General features: G+C 40.2%; 17 protein-coding genes and 1 tRNA gene. 15 read left to right on the top strand and 3 right to left on the bottom strand.

The window, feature by feature from the left end:
* The first annotated feature begins 1 nt into the window (after position 1).
* From gspD to gspN, 11 genes are read left to right on the top strand one after another with little or no spacing between them, the layout of a single operon-like run.
* Complete coding sequence (gspD, locus tag JWG41_RS03070) at positions 2-1,759, top strand: type II secretion system secretin GspD (RefSeq protein ID WP_205268492.1); 1,758 nt, start codon at positions 2-4, stop codon at positions 1,757-1,759.
* Positions 1,756-3,432: a type II secretion system ATPase GspE gene (gene gspE, locus JWG41_RS03065; protein ID WP_205268491.1), complete on the top strand. Its 1,677-nt coding sequence runs from the start codon at positions 1,756-1,758 to the stop codon at positions 3,430-3,432. The genes gspD and gspE overlap by 4 nt, the downstream gene beginning before the upstream one ends.
* A 5-nt stretch (positions 3,433-3,437) precedes the next feature.
* Positions 3,438-4,664: a type II secretion system F family protein gene (locus JWG41_RS03060; RefSeq protein ID WP_205268490.1), complete on the top strand. Its 1,227-nt coding sequence runs from the start codon at positions 3,438-3,440 to the stop codon at positions 4,662-4,664.
* Between the two features lie 5 nt (positions 4,665-4,669).
* A complete protein-coding gene (locus JWG41_RS03055; RefSeq protein WP_002974101.1) occupies positions 4,670-5,131 on the top strand; it encodes a type II secretion system protein GspG in 462 nt (153 codons plus the stop codon).
* Complete coding sequence (locus JWG41_RS03050) at positions 5,106-5,738, top strand: type II secretion system protein (protein ID WP_205268489.1); 633 nt, start codon at positions 5,106-5,108, stop codon at positions 5,736-5,738. The genes JWG41_RS03055 and JWG41_RS03050 overlap by 26 nt, the downstream gene beginning before the upstream one ends.
* The gene (locus JWG41_RS03045) at positions 5,716-6,243 is read left to right on the top strand and encodes a prepilin-type cleavage/methylation domain-containing protein (RefSeq protein ID WP_205268488.1); all 528 of its coding nucleotides are present in this window, start codon (positions 5,716-5,718) and stop codon (positions 6,241-6,243) included. Before JWG41_RS03050 ends, JWG41_RS03045 begins: the two co-directional genes overlap by 23 nt.
* Positions 6,243-6,887: a type II secretion system protein GspJ gene (locus JWG41_RS03040; RefSeq protein ID WP_205268487.1), complete on the top strand. Its 645-nt coding sequence runs from the start codon at positions 6,243-6,245 to the stop codon at positions 6,885-6,887. The genes JWG41_RS03045 and JWG41_RS03040 overlap by 1 nt, the downstream gene beginning before the upstream one ends.
* A complete protein-coding gene (locus tag JWG41_RS03035; protein WP_232373643.1) occupies positions 6,850-7,950 on the top strand; it encodes a type II secretion system minor pseudopilin in 1,101 nt (366 codons plus the stop codon). Before JWG41_RS03040 ends, JWG41_RS03035 begins: the two co-directional genes overlap by 38 nt.
* Positions 7,951-7,952: 2 nt before the next feature.
* Positions 7,953-9,575: a cell division protein FtsA gene (gene pilM, locus JWG41_RS03030; protein WP_205268486.1), complete on the top strand. Its 1,623-nt coding sequence runs from the start codon at positions 7,953-7,955 to the stop codon at positions 9,573-9,575.
* The gene (locus tag JWG41_RS03025) at positions 9,575-10,099 is read left to right on the top strand and encodes a hypothetical protein (RefSeq protein WP_002987159.1); all 525 of its coding nucleotides are present in this window, start codon (positions 9,575-9,577) and stop codon (positions 10,097-10,099) included. Before pilM ends, JWG41_RS03025 begins: the two co-directional genes overlap by 1 nt.
* A 1-nt stretch (position 10,100) precedes the next feature.
* Positions 10,101-11,063, top strand: a complete 963-nt coding sequence (gene gspN / locus JWG41_RS03020; RefSeq protein ID WP_205268485.1) for a type II secretion system protein GspN — start codon at positions 10,101-10,103, stop codon at positions 11,061-11,063.
* 298 nt (positions 11,064-11,361) lie between these two features.
* On the opposite strand, the gene JWG41_RS03015 is transcribed toward gspN, so the two are convergent.
* Positions 11,362-14,979: a vitamin B12-dependent ribonucleotide reductase gene (locus tag JWG41_RS03015; protein ID WP_205268484.1), complete on the bottom strand. Its 3,618-nt coding sequence runs from the start codon at positions 14,977-14,979 to the stop codon at positions 11,362-11,364.
* A gap of 220 nt (positions 14,980-15,199) precedes the next feature.
* Between JWG41_RS03015 and JWG41_RS03010 the strand changes: the two genes are divergently transcribed.
* Together JWG41_RS03010 and JWG41_RS03005 are read left to right on the top strand one after the other, a co-directional pair.
* Positions 15,200-15,275: transfer RNA gene (locus JWG41_RS03010), tRNA-Asn, on the top strand.
* Between the two features lie 20 nt (positions 15,276-15,295).
* Complete coding sequence (locus tag JWG41_RS03005) at positions 15,296-16,033, top strand: L,D-transpeptidase family protein (protein WP_205268483.1); 738 nt, start codon at positions 15,296-15,298, stop codon at positions 16,031-16,033.
* 228 nt (positions 16,034-16,261) lie between these two features.
* Here the strand turns inward: JWG41_RS03005 and JWG41_RS03000 are convergent, their stop codons facing one another.
* Complete coding sequence (locus JWG41_RS03000) at positions 16,262-17,728, bottom strand: flavin-containing monooxygenase (protein ID WP_205268482.1); 1,467 nt, start codon at positions 17,726-17,728, stop codon at positions 16,262-16,264.
* Positions 17,729-18,464: 736 nt separating this feature from the next.
* Here JWG41_RS03000 and JWG41_RS02995 point away from each other — a divergent pair.
* Both JWG41_RS02995 and JWG41_RS02990 read left to right on the top strand, forming a co-directional pair.
* Positions 18,465-18,794, top strand: a complete 330-nt coding sequence (locus tag JWG41_RS02995; protein WP_205268481.1) for a metalloregulator ArsR/SmtB family transcription factor — start codon at positions 18,465-18,467, stop codon at positions 18,792-18,794.
* Positions 18,781-19,263, top strand: coding sequence for an SRPBCC family protein (locus tag JWG41_RS02990; protein ID WP_205268480.1), 483 nt, complete (start codon positions 18,781-18,783; stop codon positions 19,261-19,263). Before JWG41_RS02995 ends, JWG41_RS02990 begins: the two co-directional genes overlap by 14 nt.
* A gap of 406 nt (positions 19,264-19,669) precedes the next feature.
* Here JWG41_RS02990 and JWG41_RS02985 read toward each other — a convergent pair whose 3' ends face one another.
* Entirely contained in the window at positions 19,670-20,287 is a 618-nt protein-coding gene (locus tag JWG41_RS02985) for a hypothetical protein (RefSeq protein WP_232373642.1), read from the bottom strand.
* Between the last annotated feature and the right edge of the window lie 268 nt (positions 20,288-20,555).

The raw sequence follows: 20,555 nt of genomic DNA, 5'->3' as shown, positions 1-20,555 counted from the left end.
AATGAGAAATCGTCTTCCTTTACTCGTACTTAGTATTTGCCTTTATTTAATTGTCACTCCTAGCTTTTCCCAAGAGAAGGGGAAACCAAAGGCCAAATCTTCTCCCGAACCTGCCAGTTTTACGGCTGATTGGCGAGACACGGAACTCAAAGACTTCCTTATGGGAATGAGTGCCATCATCAAACGAAACATTCTCATCGATGATGCTGTGAAAGGAAAGAAGATCACCATCATCTCGCAAAAACGGGTGAAAATTGAAGATGCTTTCGGATTTATGAAATCCGTTTTAGAAACCCAAGGGTTTGGACTCATCGAAGAAAATGATCTCATCAAAGTGGTAAAGATCAAAGATGCTCTTGCTAAGTCTCCTATCGTTCGCATAGGTAAGGATCCGGTTTCCGAAGCCGATGTTGCCTTAAACAAAACCATCACTCAAATTGTTCCCTTAGAATTTTCGAACGCAGCAGAACTCGAACCCATACTAAAAAGAGTCACATCTCCTGATACAGACATCATCATTCCTAAAAATCAAAACACTTTGATTTTTTCTGGATCCACATCCGACATCAACAAATTACTCAAGTTAGTTGATAACTTGGATGTTCGTGCGGAAGGTCCAGGTTCCATCTCTTCTGCGGGTGATATCCATATTTATACATTGGAATACAATGAAGCAGAAAAGTTAGCTGCCATTTTAGTTAAATTAGATATGCCTGATGCTCCGACTTCTCCAACACAGGGCCCTCCTGGAGAACCAGGTCCTGACGGCAAACCGGCACCACCACAACCAGTGGTCCAAGCACAAAAGGTTCCAGGCAAACAAGATAAAATCAAAGCTGTTGCGCACAAAGAATCTAACTCACTCATTGTAACCGCTTCTCCGCAGGAATGGGAAGAAATCAAAAAAATCATTAAGATTTTAGATACACCCAGAAAGCAGGTGTTACTCGAAGTGCTGATTGTGGAGCTTAGTTCCACGGATCTAAATGACTTCGGTATCGACTGGCGTTATCAAGAATTGGCTTATGGACAGTTTAACACGGGTCTTGCGGCACAAGGGGGAGTGATTGATAAAAACGGACGACCTACAAACGTAAACACACTCTCTGGTTTTTCCCTTGGTTTCATTCGCCGTGGGGGTCAGCAAATCATTGGTATTTTGAATGCCAACTCAACCAATGAAAATTTCAATGTATTGTCAGCTCCGCAAATTTTGACCTTGGACAACCAAGAAGCGGAAATCAATGTGGGGCAAGATGTTCCGGTCAGGACCCAAAACCGTAACGCTGGTCTTGGTGGGGACAATGCCGTGACGGTTGCGAACTTTGAATATCGCCCAACAGGGATTAAACTCAAGTTCACTCCCCATATCAATAAAAACAATCGCATCACTCTCGATTTATACCAAGAGATTAAAAACGTAGCTGGAATTTCTTCTGAAGCCACGGGCGGAAACCCAACCTTCAACAAACGAGATATCAAAACAACAATCGTTGTGGACAATATCCAAACCATCGTGATTGGGGGATTACTTTCTAATGACAAACAAAAGAAAGTACAAAAGATCCCGATCCTTGGTGAAATTCCACTTCTGGGAACACTATTCCGTAGAACCACGAATCAAAATCGTAAAACCAATTTGATGGTGTTTTTAACACCGCACATTCTAGACGACAGAGACAAATCAGATCGTATCACCATCCAAAAGAAAAATGAACAAGAAAGGATGGTCGACGAACGAGAAAAGAAACTGCGATGAGAAAGAGTTTAAGCCAAATTCTATTAGAAGATGGGATCCTTACCATAAAGGATCTCGAAGATATTTCCAAACAACAGGAAAAAACAAATCTTCCCATCATTCATATCATCCAGAAAAAAGGTCTCGCTTCCGAAACTGATATTTTAAAAGCCTTATCCAAACTCCATCGAATGGATTTTATCGACAAACTTGAGTTTGTTGCCAGCGAGGATGTCTTTGGAAAAATTCCCTTAAAACTAGTCCAACGTTCTAAAATTGTTCCTGTATCAGTCAAAGGTAAAAAAGTCGTCGTTGCCACCTCTGACCCTACCGACCTCCATCCTATGGATGATATGCGTTCCTTCTTAAAAGGATACGAAATCCAATTCGTTCTCGCCACAGAAAACGAAATTATGAGGATCATCCACTCTCAGTTCGACAAAACCACTGCCGAAGCCAAAGAGATGATGGATGAGATGGATGGTAGTTTTGGTGATCTATCGGATGCCTTCGAATCCGATGCCCTAGATCTTTCCAACGAAGCTCCCATCATTAAGATGGTAAACGTTATTTTATCACAAGCTGTATCCGAAAGAGCCTCGGACATCCACGTGGAACCTTTTGAAAAATCAGTAGTGGTTCGGTATCGTGTGGATGGGGTTTTACAAAAGGTCTTAAGTCCACCTAAGTCATATTTGGCGGGAATTTCCACTCGTATTAAAATTATGTCAAACCTAAACATTGCGGAAAACCGTTTGCCGCAAGATGGTAGGATCAAACTTCGGTTAGCCGGAAAGGATGTGGACGTTCGGGTTTCTATCATTCCGTGCCAATTTGGGGAACGGATCGTAATGCGGATTTTGAATAAAACCGACCAAAAGTATTCCATTGATACTATGGGTTTTAATAAAGAAATCCTAAATGATTTTAAAGATTTAATTTATAAACCGTATGGGATTATTTTGGTTACTGGTCCCACGGGATCTGGTAAGTCGACCACTCTCTATTCAGCTCTTTCCGAAATCAATACAGAAGAACGAAATATCATCACCTGCGAAGATCCAGTGGAATACCAAATGGATGGGATTTCCCAAATGCAGATGAACGATAAAATTGGTCTGACCTTTGCGGCGGGTCTTCGTTCCATCCTTCGTCAGGATCCGGATGTGGTGATGGTGGGGGAGATCCGGGATGAGGAAACGGCAAGGATTGCGATCCAAGCTTCACTTACCGGTCACTTGGTATTTTCCACTCTGCATACTAACGATGCGTCCGCTGCCGTCACAAGACTTGTGGATATGGGAATTGAACCGTATTTGATTACGAGTTCTGTGCTTGGGTTTATGGCGCAGAGACTTGTGCGAGTCATTTGTAAAGATTGTAAAACATCCTACAAACCGACGGACAAGGATTTGGCCGGTCTTGGGATCCAGAGAAAAGAGTTAAAAAATGGTGTCCTCTACCGCGGGAAAGGTTGTTCTTCCTGTCTAAACTCTGGATATAAGGGACGAACTGGTTTGTATGAATTATTGAAAATGAATGATGAAATCAAACGTGCCATTTTACAAGGCGCTGATTCCAATCGAATCAAAGAACTTGCTGTGAAAAACGGACTTTCCACTCTCCAAGAATACGGCAAATTCAAAGTGATCGAAGGTGTCACCACTCCAGAAGAAGTCCTTCGGGTATCTTAAATTTTATGCCACTCTTTACGTACGTTGCATTCAACCGAAAGGGCAAAGAAGAAAAAAATATCATCGATGCGCCCAATCTGCAGGCAGCGCGTAACAAACTAAAGGCGAAAGGCCTTTATGTTCGCTCCATCCAAGAAGACCGCGAAAAAGAAGAAAGGGAACTCTTTCCCTTTTTATCCAAGTTATTATACCGAATTCCAAGAAAAGAAGTGGGGCTATTTTGTAAACAGCTCGGGACTTTGATTGGTGCCGGAATTCCTCTCGATAAGTGTCTACTTTCCATCATTGACCAGGTGGAAAACATCTACTTCAAAAAAGTTTTGATAGAGATGCGAGCAGACATCACCGAGGGGATGAGTCTCTCCGAGTCCATGAAAAAACACAAAACTGTTTTTCCAGACCAGTATCCCAGTTTGATTTCCGTCGGTGAATCCACAGGAAATTACGAAAACACCTTGCATAGGTTAGCTGAGTTGGAAGAAAAATCTTCTGAGTTAAAATCGAAAGTACAAGTGGCCATGATTTATCCTATGATTATGGGTTTACTTTCTCTTGGTGTATCGATATTCTTACTCGTTGTGGTGATTCCACAAATCGAACAGTTGTTTGCTTCCTTTGATGCCAAACTCCCACTCCTCACAAGAAGTGTGATTTTTTTGTCTTATGTTCTCGTTAATTATTGGTTTTTTATATTAGGTGCGATTATTGGTGGCCTTCTCGGATTTATGAAATGGAAAAGTTCGGGGGAAGGGAAAAAAACTTGGGATAAATTTCTTTTGAGGTTACCTGTAATTGGAACCTTACTGCGGAAGATCCTTGTTTCCAATTTTGCAAGGAACTTATCCATCCTCCTTATGAACCGAGTGCCTCTCATTGTGTCTTTGAACATTGTTTCTGATGTTGTGGGCCATACGGTTTTTAAAGAAGAAATCGAAAGTGCCATTATTAAAATCAAAGAAGGGGGAAAACTTTCTGATTCCTTACAAGGATCGCAGGTTCTTCCTCAGATGGTTCTTGGGATGCTCAGTGCCGGTGAAGCATCCGATAAAGTTCCCGAAATGATGAATAAACTCTCGGAAATCTATGAATCCGAGGTGGATACGGCAATAAAATCTTTGACCCAATCATTAGAACCAATGATGATCATTGTAATGGGTGGAATTATTTTTACCATTATGGCGGCAATTATGACGCCAATGTACAAACTAACTCAAGAAATCCAGGGGATGTAGAGTTTATGAAAACTAAAGGGAAACACAGAAAGATTCGTGAGGGACTCACCTTAATCGAGATTACAGTGGTAATGCTCATTTTAGGTTCACTCATGGCGATTCTTTACTCCAGTATCGGAAACCGGGGTGAAGGCGAAAAAAAACTGAAGCTGAAAAATGATAGTGCCGTTCTCAAAACAGCGCTGGAACGTTATTTGGAAGTGTATGACAAATACCCTTCGGAAGAACAAGGTTTGCAAGCTCTCATTGAAAAGCCAGACGACGATAAAATCGGTGATGATTACGAACCTATCATTCGTGAAAAGGCAGTTCTAAAAGATCCGTGGAAAACACCATACGTGTTAAAGTTTGAAGGAGCTGTTCCTCAAATTGTGACCTTAGGTGATGATAAAAAAGAAGGTGGAGAAGGAAAAGGTAAAGACTTTAATATCCTTTCACCGGATGATTACCCGGCCGCTTTCCGATAAAATACCGGTTCTGAAAACCAAACGGAAATTACGCGATGGTCTCACTTTAATTGAGATCGTCGTTGTGATCTCCATCCTTGGTCTTATCATGGTGATCGTTGGAGGAACTCTCCGTAACCTCATCATTCCTTCCACTGAGGATATAGCTGTAAAACTACAGGAATCCTTTAAATTCGGATACAATAAAGCCCAGTTAACCAACCAAGCGGTTCTTTTTCAATATGACTTTGAAAAAAGGGAATACCAGTTTTTTTTATTGAAACGAGAAGAAGGTGGGCTGGAAGAAGAAGCCATTTTAAAAAAAACAACCCTTCCTTTTTATTCCAAAATTGTCAGCGTACGCGACTTAGGTGGAAAACCAAGGTCGGAAGGAAAAATCCGCATAGTCTTTACTCCCCAAGGTACAACAACCGATTTGTTTTTATACGTGGGTTCCGATACCGAAATCAAAAGGACCATTCAAATCTACCGTTATGGTGGAAAAATCAAAATTCATAAAACAGAATATTTCCCCGAACCAGAACCTGCTTCCATGCAAAAGGTTTCTTATGGACTGGATGAAAGAGATGAACAGGTGGACTCTAATGCGAAAACCCAACCTAAGTAAGATTACTCGTTTGGCCTTTACTCTCTTTGAAGTCACGATTGCTATGGCGATGGCAGCAATGGTAATGACTTATACTTATTCCCTGATTGCCGAAGGAATCTCGTATCAAAAAAAGGCAGTTTTACTCGCCAATGCCGTGCATTTGGCAAAAATCAAAATGGCCCAAGTGGATTCTTCTACTACCATGCAAACCGATACCTCGCGCGGGTCGATTGAAGCCTTTCCAGGTTATACCTTTGAAACAGAAATCAAAGAAGAAGAAATGGATCTCCTCAAACTTGCCGGTGGGCCCAATGCGGAAGCACTTCGCAACAAAGCACCTAAGGATATGTTAGGTGATAAAGATGTGGGTTTTAGTGATCTTATGAAAAAACGGGGTCAGAAAAAAAGTTTTGAAACCGGTGGGGTTTTGAAAGTTTTCCGAGTGAAGGTTTCTATTTTTTACATGGATGGAAACAAAAAACAAACTTATAGCGTAGAAACATTTAGGAGTACGAAATACTAATGTTTGTGATGCGGCGTTACAGACGTGGATTTACTCTGGTGGAGATCTCCATCGTTGTGATGATTATGGCTGTAATTTTTACAGGAATTTTTTCTGTTTTTTACACAGCCAATAAAATTTCGAAAAAAGGTGCCTCAAACAAAGGTGCCAACCGAAAGGACATTCTTTATGCGATGGAGAATATCCGCGGCACTCTCGCACGTACTTATTTTATAGATAATCAAAAAAGGATTTTGTTTGTGGGTAAACAAGAAGGGGCAACAGGCACAAGAAACGACCGGGTTGTTTTTGCCACCGCCAATCCAAATTCCGAAGAAGAAGGCCAGGCCTCCGTTCGGGAAGTTTCCTTTTTTTTAAGAAAGATGCCCAATCCCAAAATGGACGGTTTGTCTTATTTGATTCGCAGAGAAGATGAAATGATCGACACTTTTCCTACGCAAGGTGGCGTTGAACATGTATTACTCGAAAATGTAAAAAGTTTTCAAATGAAATTTTCGGAACGTGGCGACAAATGGGTAGATGATTGGAATTCCCGGACAACCAAAAAAATTCCAAGACTGATTCGGTTTGAAATTATATCATTAGTGGGGAATGCCTTTGTTAAATATGAATCGCTTGCGCATCCGGTTATCCTCTACAAATAGAAAAACAAAAAAGGGGTTTATGGTCTATCTCCTTGTGATGGCCATAGGTACCGCTTCTATGTTTACAGCGTCCAAATTCTTTGAAGATGCTGCCACCGAATACCGAGTGGCTCGCTCTCAGGCCGATGGATTTCGAGCTCATATGCTGGCGAAAGCCGGGTTTATGGGGGCAGTCGGTGCCTTAAAAAAAATCCCGGAAGAAGTTTTATACCAATCGGGTCTTGCTATGGACCCGCCACCGATCCCTCTTGGGGGAGGAGTCATTTACTACACAATGAGTCCAGAAGATGGAAAGATCAATATCAACTCCCTTGTGAAAATTTACGATGACCAGCCGAACCAAAGAACAATTGAGATGATCACTCGTCTCTTCTATCAATTTGGATTAAAACGAGAGATGATTTTTCCGATTTTGGATTGGGTGGATGAGAACCATCAGGAAACCGGGGGTGGTGCAGAGCAGTACTACTACAACCGGCTCACTCCCCCAAGAAAAATCAAAAATGCACCGTTTTATTCCCTTTCGGAACTCCTAAGTGTCAAGGGTTTTGACAGGTCCGTGGTTTATGAAAGTTTAAAACCCAAGGACTATGACAAAAATAATTCTAAGGACTTTATGACAGAAGAGGAAAGGGCCCTTCGTTCCGATAAAGATTATGTGCTCTCGAATAATATTACAGCCTATTTGCCTGCGGGTGATTCCTACGATGACCGGATCAATATCAATACGGCACCTTATTTTGTCCTCATTTCCCTTTCTGACTTTATGACCAAACAAGCCGCTATGAAAATTTTGAAACTCAAGTTGCAGAAAGGAGGCTATATTAAAGAATTGAAAGATCTGGAGACAGAACCTGAATTCCAAGTCAAAACAACAGGGGACCTCACTCTGTATAAGGAATTGGCGGGCGAGGGAACAGATGTCTCTGGTGGGCGCATCAAAACCAAAGGCGAAGTTTATAAAATCACAGGGGTTGGGATTATAAAGGATAAAGTGGTTCGAAAGGTATCTGGTCTTTTTGACCTTACCAACAACCAAATGTTATACTATACTGAAGATTAATTATGTTATCATTTGACCAATACCTAGCTATCGATTATGGTTCGACGTTTCTAAAAGGAGTCCTTTTTAAAAAGGTACTCGGAAAAGTTGTGATCCTTCGCACAGAGAGTCTTCCCGTTGTGGAACTCGACGAATCAGAGGGAGACCCCTTTGAATACAATATCATCCGTTTCATCCAAAGTTTTTTCCCGGAAGAAAACCGCTTCCTTCTCAATTTAGGAATCCACAATCTTTTTGTACGTGACCTAACAGTTCCTTTGGTTTCAGAAAAAGCCATCCAAGAGGTATTACCCTTTGAAGTCGAAAATTTAGTTCCCTATCCTATGGAGGAACTAGAAGTCATTGGGAAAACTTGGAGATCGAATAAAGAAAATTCAGAAGTCATTTCTTTCAATGTCCATCATTCCGAACTCCTGCGCGCATTAAAACCATTTGCAAAGGGCGACCTTTCCTTATCTTGTTTGTCTCTTGATTCCTTTGCTCTTTCTTCTCTAGTAACCAAAAACTACCCACTCTTAATTACAGAAAAGACCATCTTACAATTGGATCTGGGTGGTAAGTATAGCATTCTGAATGTTCTCTTTGAAGGAAAACTCCGCCATACCCGCCAAATTTATATTGGTGGGGAAGATGTGAGTTTGGAGATTGCAAACTTACTCAAAGTGGAATTAGAGGATGCTCGGGTTCTAAAAGAATCTCTACCTGTTGGTTTTCTTTTTGAAACTATGGAAAAATCAGAAGAAACAAGTTTTCTTTCGAAATTCCATATCACTGCCACGCAGTGGAAAACCCTTCGTAAGTTCATTTTAGCAAAGCTCGACCAGCTCATTCACGAAGTAGAAAACAGTATTTTCTCTCTTCCGGAAACAGAAAGACCAAGTCTTATCCTATTATCCGGTGGAGCTAGTTTGTATCCGGGTCTTACTGCTTATTTGGAAGAGAAATTAGGAATCAAAACGGGACGTTATGAATTTTTAGGAATTGCTGATCCGAGTTTTGTAACCGCTGTGGCGACGGGCACTCATTTTGAGTCACGTAATCGAGTGAACTTTCTCGAAACCGGATTTGCCAAAAGAATTCACACCAACCGATTTAAATTATCTGCCTTTAAACCTCATTTAATACTGGTTAGTATTTCTTTGGTGCTTTTGTTCGGAGTATTTTTAATAGGGATTATTTTAGATAAACGAAAAATTGCTGCCAACAAACAAGTGTTGCTCGAAAAGTATAAAAATGGAATTGGTGGGGAGCTCGGGGACGAAGAAGATCCTCTTTCTGCTGCAAATAAAAAATTAAAAGCAGAAAGAAAGAAAACCGAAATCTATCGTTTGTTTCTTTCTCAGGAAAGTGTTTTGGATGTTTTGAATGAAGCCACTGAACAATTTCCTTCTCCTGAAGTATTACCCTTTATTTTGGATCAGTTCAATTTTGAAGAAAAGGAAATCCAAATTTACGGTCGTGTGAATGAGTTTGGGGAAATTGGAACCATTCAATCTGCATTAGAAAAATCTGAAAAATTTACCAATATACAAATTCAAAACAAAAGACTGATCACCGGGGTGAATAAATTCAAGGTTAGTTTTAAAATCAAAATGGATGTTGTGACTCCTAAGGATGAACCATAATGTTTGATCGTCTGAATGATAGAGAACGTGTTTTAGTCACTGGCCTCATTAGTTTTGTGGCACTTCTTGGAATTTATACCATTATCACTTTGTTTTCTGATTTGAGAAATAGCCTCACTGAAGAAATTTTCGAAACTAGAACCCAAGCAACAGAACTCGACCGAGTGATTCGTGAATATAATTATTTGCGTGGTTTGCAGTCGGGTGGAAGTGAAGAAGATGTGAGTGTTATGTATTCGAAGCTGGATCAAATTCTAGTTCGTTACAATTTAAAAGACAAAGTCCAAACTATGAAGGATACAAGTAATGTCATTCAAAAGGACTATAATAAAATTACGATCGATGTATCCTTTCGTTCTGTTCTTTTGCAGGACATAATTAAACTTGTTTACGATATCGAAAAGAACAAACAAATCCAAGCAAAGGTAGATTTACTTAGTTTTCGTAAACCCTTTGCGGAAAAAGAAATTTATGATGTAAATTTAAAAGTTTCATCTTACAGTCGTTTGTCCAAAGGAAAATAGTATGCCAAAAGAAAACGAATTGGATGACGATTTACTTACCGAAGAAGACCAAGAAATCCAAGAAAGTCTTTTGGAAGATGACGGTGATTTGTTTGATGAAGATGGCGACGAAGAACACACTAAAGTCAATCGCAAACAAGTAATTACTCTTGTGGCCATTGCCTTTGTTTCGTTTCTAGTATTTACTTTATTTATATTTCCCCTCAATGAAATTGTTCGTTCGATCCTAATCAAAACCGGAAAAGAAACCGGGATCTTTATGGACGCGAAAGAAATCCATTTCCCTATGATTGGAAGAAAGTCTTTTGATAGTTTTATTGCGAGTTTCCCATCCGGCACTTCGATTAAGGCAGAAGAGGTTAGTTTGGGAGTTTCACTCCTTGGGCTTCTGCAGTCCCGATTGGATGGGGATGCAAATATCGGATACTTTAGTTTTGAAGGAAGTGAATGGGCATTCAGTGCTCAAACTTTGGATATTCCTCTCCGCCTCGCGCCACTCGATGATAAAATTACCAAGTGGAATGGAGAAGGGGAGATTGATTTGTCCGGTGGTAAAATCAAAGAATCAGCGGAAATTCCATTTTTAGGTAGTTTAAAAGGAACTGACATTCGTAAGGCGAATATTGTTTTTAAAATGCGTTCGGGAAAGTTACTTTTGGAACGAGGAAGTTTGGAATCCTCTCTTGCCAAATTCCAATTCCAAGGTGTGGTTCGCCTCTCGGATAATTTTGCTTATTCACAACTAGATCTAAAGGTTTGTTTTACTCTGACAGAAAAGTTTGCCCAGGAACGGCAAGACTTAGTGGGTATGGTGGCTTTGCTCCCACAAGAAGGGGGAAAAACCTGTATCCCCATCCGAGGTACTTTTTCCGCTCCGAAAGTGGATCTTCCCAACTTAAATCAGTTAGGTGGTGGTGCTCCCAAAGCAGAAGAAAGTTCTATCGAACCGGCACCCGTTCCTTAAGTATCTATCCCAGTTTGATTTTAATAGGATCTCTCCCGAAAGTAATGCTGATGCCTTCATTTAGGGAGCGTATTCATGAATTCCTGTCTGAAAACATGATAAGCCCGCTGGTTGAATCTAGTTAAATTCTGCTGACTGACGAGCTATCTCTACGGATCTAACTTAACCAATTCTACTTACTGCAAGAAATATAAGAGATAAAAAAAAGAGACCCTATTTGGTAGGATCTCTTTTCTTCTAAATACTCAGCTAAACTCTGATCTTGAATCAGAGTTTAGTAGTGAATCGGTTTTAGTTTTTACGAACAACCAGTTGTGGATCCACAAGAGATACACTTGAGACAGGCTCCGTTACGGACCATTTGGAAGGAACCACATTCAGTACAGGAATCTCCAGTATAGCCTTTGGTTCTAGCTTCCCCAATGATTTTCAGAGTTGCCGCTGCCGATTGCGCTGCCGTTGGTTGTGTGCCACCTGCTACTGCCACCGGTTCTGATTTTTCTTCCAATACAGACTTCATAGAAATGGGTGCCACTTGTAGCGGAGCACGAAACCCGCTACTTTCCTGCTTTCCCACTAGATCCTTTGCAGGTTCTGCCTTTCTGCCTACTTCATCAGTTCTTAGATCTTCTGGAGATACTTGTGCCAAGTCGTATCTTCCTAGGTAGGTAATGGCAAGTTCTCTAAAGATGTAATCGATCACAGAGGTTGACATCTTAATGTGAGGGTTGCCAGAAACCATACCATTTGGTTCAAACTTGAAGAAAGTAAATGCTTCTACAAATTCTTCTAATGGAACTCCATGTTGGAGACCAAGGGAAACCGCAATCGCAAATGCGTTGGTAAGAGAACGGAAAGCCGCTCCTTCTTTATGCATATCGATAAAGATTTCACCGAGTTGGCCATCTTCGTATTCTCCTGTGCGAAGATATACTTTGTGACCACCAACCATAGCTTTTTGTGTATAACCTGCACGTCGGTGTGGGAGTTTTCTCCTTTCCGCAATGTATTTATACACTAGTTTTTCAGCAACTTCCGTTACCGTTTTTGGAGCAGAAGAAGTTTGAAGTTCTTCCTCTTCTTCACCCACAGCACTTAACAACTGGAATACGGAGTTAAGTGGTTGTGAAAGTTTCGATCCATCACGGTAAAGTGCGTTTGCTTTGATCATCACTTTCCAAGACATGAGGTATGCGTTTTTCACATCCTCGATGGTTGCCTCCTCGGGAAGGTTGATCGTTTTGGAGATAGCACCCGAAATGAATGGTTGAGCCGCAGCCATAATTCGGATATGTGATTGATAGGATAAGAATCGTTTTCCGTATTTTCCGCACTTGTTTGCACAATCAAAAACAGCTAGGTCTTTCTCTTTGATGAAAGGTGCGTTTTCGATGGTCATCGTTCCACAAACATAATCGTTTGCTTGTGTTATTTCATCTGTCGAAAATCCCAATGTTTCCAAAAGGTTAAAACTCATAGAGTTGTAAACAGTTGCATCGATTCCTAATGTTTTGGATAGGAAATCTTCGCCTAATGTGAATTTGTTGAAAGCGAATTGAACATCAAAAACAAATGGAAGTTGTTTTTCGAGTTTTTCCAATACATCTTCTGTAAAACCTTTTTCTTTCAAACGAGCTGTGTTGACTCCTGGAGCTCCGTTGAAAGTAGCATGACCTTTACAGTAGTTTACAATTGCATCTTGTTCTGCTTGGCTATAACCTAGTTTTTTCAAGGCAGCAGGAACGGATTGGTTGATGATTTTGAAATACCCACCACCAGCCAATTTTTTATATTTCACTAGAGCAAAGTCTGGTTCAATTCCTGTGGTATCGCAGTCCATCACAAGTCCAATGGTTCCTGTTGGGGCAATCACTGTTACTTGGGCGTTACGATACCCATACAATTCCCCAAGTTCTAGGGCTCTGTCAGAATCTTCTTTTGCTGCTTCGAGTAAGTACGAAGGAAGAAAGGATGGATTGATTCCCACAGGAGTGATGGTCAGGCCTTCGTATTCTTCTTTTGGTGCATTGTAAGCGGCACGTCTATGGTTACGAATCACTCGGAGCATATGGTCTTTGTTTTTTTCGTATCCAGCGAATGGTCCGAGTTCCTTTGCCATCTCTGCCGAAGTTGCATATGAGGACATATGCATGATCGATGAAATTGCACCAGTGACAGCCATTGCTTCTTGTGAATCATAAGGAATTCCCATGATCATAAGAAGGGAACCAAGGTTTGCGTATCCGAGTCCCAAAGTTCTGAATTTGTAGGATAGTTCTGCAATTTCTTTAGAAGGGAACTGAGCCATAAGCACAGACACTTCTAAGATAATGGTCCAAACTTTGTTTAAGTAGCGGTATCCTTCTACATCAAAGGATCCATCTTCTTTTAAGAATTTGACTAGGTTTGCCGACGCCAAGTTACATGCGGTGTTGTCGAGGAACATATACTCTGAACATGGGTTCGAAGCATTGATGGCACCGTCTTCTGGACAAGTATGCCATTCATTGATCGTGCTATGGTATTGTGTTCCTGGGTCTGCAGAGTTCCAAGCGGCATTCGCAATTCTTTCCCAAAGGTCACGAGCCCGTAGAGTTTTAGAAGGTTTTGCATCCCGACCGGAAGCCTTTGCTTTTTCTTTTTCGGTTCTGTTGTAGAGATGAAAAGGGAGATCCTTTTCAACTGCTTCCATAAACTCATTTGTGATTCGCACAGAGTTATTGGAATTTTGTCCAGAAACTGTATTGTAAGCTTCGGATTGCCAGTCAGTGGTCAACTCTTCAAAGAGTAAGTCTTTGTAACCTTGTTTGGAAAGGTCAATCACTCGTTTGATGTAATTGTCTGGAACAAATGCTTTTCTAGCTTTTTGGATCGCTTTTTTGAGATCTGCATTGGCAGTAGGGTCGTATGCTTCTTCACCAAGTATTTGTTTGGCGGCAGAGCAAGCACTCATAATATCATTAAGAAGGCGGTTGTTGAGAATGGATCCTGTAACAAGGGATGCCACTTTTTTCTCTTCTTGTACTTTCCAATCAATGAACTCTTCGATATCCGGATGGTCCATATCCAGGCAAACCATCTTCGCTGCACGACGAGTGGTTCCTCCCGATTTGATCGCACCAGCAGCTCTGTCCCCAATTTTAAGGAAAGACATAAGGCCAGAACTTTTACCACCACCAGAAAGAGATTCATTGGCAGCACGTAAGTTAGAAAAGTTAGTTCCTGTACCAGATCCGTATTTGAAAAGACGAGCTTCACGAACCCAAAGGTCCATGATTCCACCTTCATTCACTAGATCGTCATCCACTGATTGGATGAAACATGCATGGGGTTGTGGGTGTTCGTAAGAAGAGGCTGATCTTACCAATTTTCCCGATTTTGGATCCACATAGTAATGTCCTTGTGACTTTCCATCAATTCCGTATGCCCAGTGGAGTCCTGTATTGAACCACTGTGGGGAATTGGGTGCAGCCATTTGGCTTGCGAGCATAAAAATAACTTCTTCATAGAAGACACGAGCACTATCTTCATCTGTAAAATAACCGTATTTATAACCCCAATAAGTCCAACATCCAGCAAGACGGTGGAATACTTGTTTGGAATCAGATTCTCCGACAAATCTGTCTTCTGGATTGAGAGCGGAGAGTTTTTCATCGTCCGGAACCGAACGTTGCAACCATTCTGGGATGCCTTTTTCGACAATCTTCTTTAGGTATTTGGGAACACCTTTCCGGCGAAAGTATTTCTGCGCGAGGATATCTGTTGCTACTTGCGACCAAAAATCCGGAACTTCCACTCCGTTGGCTTCAAATACAACGGACCCGTCCGTATTCGTAATTTTAGAATCCTTACGGACCCAAGTAAGATTCGGGTATAGACCCTTATTCCCTTTGGTAAAATGCCTCTCAATTTTCATGCAGACCCCATCTACAACAACATATACAATTTCTATTTTTTCCCCTACCAGGAGCGGAGAGGATTATGTCACAATGAAGGTATCTTTAGTTGGAAACATCCATTTTTTCAGCTAAGGTTCCCTGATTTTTTAGAATTTTTTCAAAATTTCTGTTGGCTCTGAATATTTTTTTTCGTTGACCTAGCGACCTTCCTACGTAGCATGGTCACAGATTCGAGATTCCCCTTTAGCTCAGTCGGTAGAGCAAATGACTGTTAATCATTGGGTCGCTGGTTCGAGCCCAGCAGGGGGAGCCATTCGAATCGTCCCCAGAGTTTTGAAATCCATCGACTCTCCGAAATCCCTTATTTTCTTAATCCATTCCCTAGGCTTCTCCCCAAAATCCAAGCAATTTCAGTGCCACAAAACCAATTCTATCACTGTTCTTTTTAGTTTTCTCTATTTTTTTTGCCAACTTCCTCTTCTTAGCCAAGGAAATCCACCGCCAGAATCTCCCCTGGGGAAGGCGGAACAGATTCTTTTTGTTACCGCAAAAGCCGGTGAAACCACTGGAAGTTTAGATTTTTACACCGTAACCGATGGGGAATGGGTGGGAGTGATCGAAAAAATACCGGTGCGACTCGGACGTAACGGACTTTTATCAGGATTGGAGAAAAGAGAAGGGGATGGGCACACTCCCACAGGTGTTTTTCCAATCCAAAGGATCATCGGTAAAAGTAAAAAAGAAATTAGAAGTTTAGAATACACTGAAATTCAAAAGAACCATCATTGGAATGACAATCCTAAATCTAAAAATTACAACCAACTGACCAAACAAAGCGAAAAAGGTGCCATTCCTCTCTGGGATTCCTATATTTATGAATTATTTGTAGTGATTGAACACAATACAAAACCGGCTCTTCCCGGCATGGGGAGTATGATCTTTCTTCATATTTGGAATGAGGACAAACCAACCTCTGGTTGTGTGGGTGTTTCTAAAGAAGGTTTAGAGACTTTAGTATCCGTGTTAGATGGTGACAAAAAACCAATCATTTTCATCCAAATTTTGGATTGAGGATACCGCTCCTGCCACCGATCGGAGTGGAAATCCTTTGCGTAAGCAAAGATTGGACCGGAGAGCGGGATCGCTTATCGAATAAAATTCTGATTTTGAATGGATTTGCGAGGCGCAAAATTAGAGATTATAAGATACTTTTGATTATTAGAATATTCTAAATCTAAAAAAATCCGGCATTAATCATTAATGCCGGCAAAATATGTTGTATTTGGTTTTAAGTTCGAATCAAAAAGTTTTGAGTGCAAAGTCCTTGTAGTTAGGAGTTTTCATTTCTTTTTCCCAACGACTCCAGGTATAGGGCCACATCGCAGGATCCCCGTCTGGATCTAAATACCAACTTTGGCAACCGCCAAGCCAAACCGTATTTACCATGCCGGCTTTTAGATAAGCGGCAAATTGTTTCAGAGCCTCTTCTGTGGTTTCGATTTCATCAAATTTCTTTAGTCTCCAATCTTTGATGATTTTCATTACATACTTGGTTTGTACTTCGCTCATAGCGATGACAGAAAAGTTCCCAATCGGAGTATTGGGGCCAAGCATAAGAACAAAGTTAGGAAGGTGAGGGATGAATAGGGATCTATAGGCCTGCACTTTCTTTTTCCAAACTGTTTCAATGGAGGTCCCATTTTTTCCTGTTAGATTCATTGGTCTCATAAAGTTGAATGGATGAAATCCTGTGGCAAGGATGATTACATCCAACTCATGCAGTTTTCCATCTTTGGTAACCACTCCTTTTTCATTGATTTTCTCAATACCTTCAGTCACTAAGTCGGCATTGGGCTTTTGGATGGCATCATAAAAAGTAGAATTGACGATCACTCGTTTGCATCCGACCCGATAATTCGGTGTTAGTTTGGCTCGAAGTTTCGGGTCTCTAACGGAATTTCGCAAGTTTCGTTTGCAAAGAAAACTCATGAGTATATGTGGGATTTTTTTCCCAATCACTGCTTTCGAAAAAGTTTGTTCTACGGCAAAGGTATACCATTTATGAAACCGTTTTAATACAGCTTTATCTTTTCTCCAACGTGCTTTTTCTTTTTCGGAATAATTGGTATCGGGAACTTTTACGATCCACTGGGGTGTTCTCTGGAATACAGAAACTTTTTTGCCAAGTTTCATGATCTCGGGAATGACTTGTGCCGCAGTGGAACCTGTTCCAATGATTCCAATTCGTTTCCCTTGTAAATCCACGGAATGATCCCATTCTGCCGTATGAAAACATTTGCCTTGGAAAGAATCGAGTCCTGGAATATTGGGCCTGGCTGGGTGGTGTAAGATTCCTGTGGCGGAAATCAGAAAATCGGAAACGTAAGTTTTTCCTTGGTTTGTTTTTGTTGTCCACTTTCCATTGTGATACGATGCATCTGTGACTGCTTCCTTAAAATGGATTTTGGGAGTTACATTGTAAGTATCACTCACTCGTTTGAAGTAGGCTTGGATTTCATCTCCATGAGCAAAGCGATTGCTCCATTCCGGGTTTGGTTCAAAACTATAAGTATACATATGGGCTGGAATGTCACAGGCAACTCCCGGATAGGTGTTTTCCCGCCAAGTTCCCCCTAAGTCCTCTTTTTTCTCGAGAATGGTAACGTCTGTAATCCCTGCTTTTTCTAATTCGATCGCGAGTAGGATGCCAGTCATTCCAGCACCGATCACCACAACGGATGGGTTTCTAAGAACTGATGTTGTCATTTCTTTCCTCTTTTGGTAATTTCTGGGAACTACGTTATAAGAACATTGTTCCTTGATTTGCAACTGAGAGAGAATGACATCTGTTCGGGAGTCATTTGCAATAAAAAAAACATATGTGTGATAAAAAAGAAACTACCATGATTGAAATTAGAATCATTTTGATTCTAATTTTTTAGCCATTGAACAAGAAGTAGGTTGGTTCAGTTAGTTCGACTTTAGTCTGTTATGTGAGTATCTTTGGAAGCTTCATTTAAAATGAAGATATTTTGGCTAATTTAAATCTTAGACAATTATTATAATATGTAACGGACTTCCATATTATGTAAAACTTGATATTTCCAGTTTAAATACAATTCTACACCGAATCATATGTAAGTATTAATGAGAATATCTAGATATGATTTCAGTAGATTGCCTTTCACTTTTTAGAATTCTTTGACGGCTTTAAGCTTGGAGTATTGCCTTGCGTCTCTTTGTTATCACGCCGTCTTTGGTCTGGTTTCCCTGTGGATTTTGCAATTGGTTTTGGGCCCGGTTTTAATCCCATATAAAATCACCTCTTTACTTATTTTATGTTAACTACTCATATTTATATATGTTTGATCTGGATTTGTCAAGACCCTGCGGAGAAAAAAATTAGTTTTTCCTCAAAATTAAGTTTTCGTAATTCTGGATTCAGGTTAAAAAATTAATTAAGTATTGGCTTAATTAAGTAATTGATTTATGATTACACTCAATGAATGCTTTTGCTGCTCTGGCAGATGATACAAGAAGGGAGATTGTGCGACTCGTGGTCAAGAATGGGGAATTGACATCCACAGAGATCAGCCAAAATTTTCAAATGAGTCCTCCCGCCATTTCCCAACACCTAAAAGTATTAAAAGAAGCAAATGTGCTTTTGATGAAGAAGGATGCACAAAAGCGAATCTACAGTTTAAACCAAACAGGACTGAAAGAAATGGAAGATTGGATTTTGGATGTTAAAAATCTCTGGACCAAACGTTTGGATAAACTCGATCGGTATGTATTGAAATTAAAGAAGGAAAGATCAAATGATAAGAAATAATTTAGAAACCATTATTGATAATAACAAAGTGACTTATAAAAGATACTTTGATGTCCCCGTAGAACTATTATTTGAAGTTTGGTCCTCAAAAGAACATCTGGCAGAATGGTGGGGCCCGGATGGGTTTACCTTAACCACAAATAGTTTAGATTTTTCAAACGAAGGTATTTGGGATTTTGTGATGCATGGTCCCGATGGACATGATTACAAAAACAAAATTCAATTTATCAACATCCAAAAGCCGCATCTCATCTCTTATAAACATATTGGGGATGGAGAGGGCGACGAGGATGTTGATTTCCACTCAAAAATTATTTTTGAAACACAGGGTGACGGAACCAATCTGATTATGGAACAAATTTTTTCTAGTCAGGCAGAGTTGGAACGAGTGAACGAAAAGTATGGGGCCATCGAAGGTGGTAAACAACATGTGGGAAATCTTGCAAAGTATTTGGAAAAAATTAAGTAGGGGATACTGGTCTATATTTGCAATTGGGAGCTCAATATAAAGGGGAACTAAACACATCTATATGCATTTAGAATTCATATGTGCCAGTAGAGGCCTATAAAATGGAATGGAGTTTTTCATTCCTTGTATTCATCTAGAAAACATACGAATACTTGCTTCATACATGTATCGTATTGAATCGAACATTCGCTGGTCCCACCAGACCTTTGCCTACATCTTTCATATGCATCCGAGCAGGTTGTGGCACCAAATGCACAGACTTCAACTGGATATTTCATTTTTCCTTTTTTGAAATCCCATGATTCCCGCAATGAATGATGATTCCTATACTGGTTATTAAGATCAGTTTGTAAATATGATTCATATGCTGCGCCTACTGTCGTATTAGGTGATAATATAGCGATGGCTAATACACTGGAACTGGATCCCAATACCGACATTGAACCTGCTCATTTTGTCGATACTTTTTTCTATCCCTTCTCTGAGCCCAATAACAATCTCCGTCAACAACACTTTCTGGCCAGTATTCGCCATCCTTCCAATGTTTTTTATCTTTAATATTGGAATACTTACCAGGTATCCAAGGACTGTTTCTATTTGCTTCTTTTTTAATTCTGTGATTTATTATATATTGTTGTACAATTCCATCTTTATCAAAAAATATATGAAAATTTAGATAATCTACGCCTACATATCCACCATTCGGTAAAGGTGCAGTTACATAATTTACATAGCCGATAATTTTCTTCATTTCAAACTTACGTCCCAGGATTTCTTTGACGATTGGTTTTCTAAATGTCTTTCTCTCATTAGGACTAGGATACATTTCGAGTAGTTCTTGTTCGGTTGTCTTTCCAATCACTGGCAATTTGTTTGGATCATATTGGAATTTCTCTGGCCCGCCGATTATATCATCCGCAAAATCAGGATCATATTTCGATAATAACTCACATGATAGTGAAGATAGAATCATAAGAATCGTTAAGAACTTTGGCAATAAGGTAGGTATTTTCATTTCTTTCATCTATCCATTTCTCACCACTTAAGTATCTCTAAGGACATTGCCTGTAAACGAGGAAACGTTTCTTTTGTTATGATCTGTAATAGATTTTTAGGTGATGTGAGATGACTTGTGTTCCTCTGTAGATAATTACGTGAAAACATATACTACTTCCCATAATTAGTATTATGTCGCATTGCGGATGGGATCTTTGTTGAGTGTACTCATACATCCTTTACAGTTCTGTCTTGATACATACTTTACAAAAAGATGCATCAAAATCCTGTTTCAG

This window comes from Leptospira chreensis (assembly GCF_016919165.1).
Taxonomy (GTDB): domain Bacteria; phylum Spirochaetota; class Leptospiria; order Leptospirales; family Leptospiraceae; genus Leptospira_A; species Leptospira_A chreensis.
This window is presented reverse-complemented; position numbering and strand designations above follow the sequence as displayed.

What these genes read in the sequence shown, in the direction of transcription:
- JWG41_RS03045 (WP_205268488.1), top strand. Translation starts at nt 5,716, where the DNA reads ATGCGAAAACCCAACCTAAGTAAGATTACTCGTTTGGCCTTTACTCTC.
- JWG41_RS02985 (WP_232373642.1), bottom strand. Translation starts at nt 20,287, where the DNA reads ATGAAAGAAATGAAAATACCTACCTTATTGCCAAAGTTCTTAACGATT.
- JWG41_RS03000 (WP_205268482.1), bottom strand. Translation starts at nt 17,728, where the DNA reads ATGACAACATCAGTTCTTAGAAACCCATCCGTTGTGGTGATCGGTGCT.
- JWG41_RS03060 (WP_205268490.1), top strand. Translation starts at nt 3,438, where the DNA reads ATGCCACTCTTTACGTACGTTGCATTCAACCGAAAGGGCAAAGAAGAA.
- JWG41_RS03015 (WP_205268484.1), bottom strand. Translation starts at nt 14,979, where the DNA reads ATGAAAATTGAGAGGCATTTTACCAAAGGGAATAAGGGTCTATACCCG.
- JWG41_RS03050 (WP_205268489.1), top strand. Translation starts at nt 5,106, where the DNA reads ATGATTACCCGGCCGCTTTCCGATAAAATACCGGTTCTGAAAACCAAA.
- gspN (WP_205268485.1), top strand. Translation starts at nt 10,101, where the DNA reads ATGCCAAAAGAAAACGAATTGGATGACGATTTACTTACCGAAGAAGAC.
- pilM (WP_205268486.1), top strand. Translation starts at nt 7,953, where the DNA reads ATGTTATCATTTGACCAATACCTAGCTATCGATTATGGTTCGACGTTT.
- gspD (WP_205268492.1), top strand. Translation starts at nt 2, where the DNA reads ATGAGAAATCGTCTTCCTTTACTCGTACTTAGTATTTGCCTTTATTTA.
- gspE (WP_205268491.1), top strand. Translation starts at nt 1,756, where the DNA reads ATGAGAAAGAGTTTAAGCCAAATTCTATTAGAAGATGGGATCCTTACC.
- JWG41_RS03055 (WP_002974101.1), top strand. Translation starts at nt 4,670, where the DNA reads ATGAAAACTAAAGGGAAACACAGAAAGATTCGTGAGGGACTCACCTTA.
- JWG41_RS03025 (WP_002987159.1), top strand. Translation starts at nt 9,575, where the DNA reads ATGTTTGATCGTCTGAATGATAGAGAACGTGTTTTAGTCACTGGCCTC.
- JWG41_RS03035 (WP_232373643.1), top strand. Translation starts at nt 6,850, where the DNA reads ATGAATCGCTTGCGCATCCGGTTATCCTCTACAAATAGAAAAACAAAA.
- JWG41_RS03040 (WP_205268487.1), top strand. Translation starts at nt 6,243, where the DNA reads ATGTTTGTGATGCGGCGTTACAGACGTGGATTTACTCTGGTGGAGATC.
- JWG41_RS02990 (WP_205268480.1), top strand. Translation starts at nt 18,781, where the DNA reads ATGATAAGAAATAATTTAGAAACCATTATTGATAATAACAAAGTGACT.
- JWG41_RS02995 (WP_205268481.1), top strand. Translation starts at nt 18,465, where the DNA reads ATGAATGCTTTTGCTGCTCTGGCAGATGATACAAGAAGGGAGATTGTG.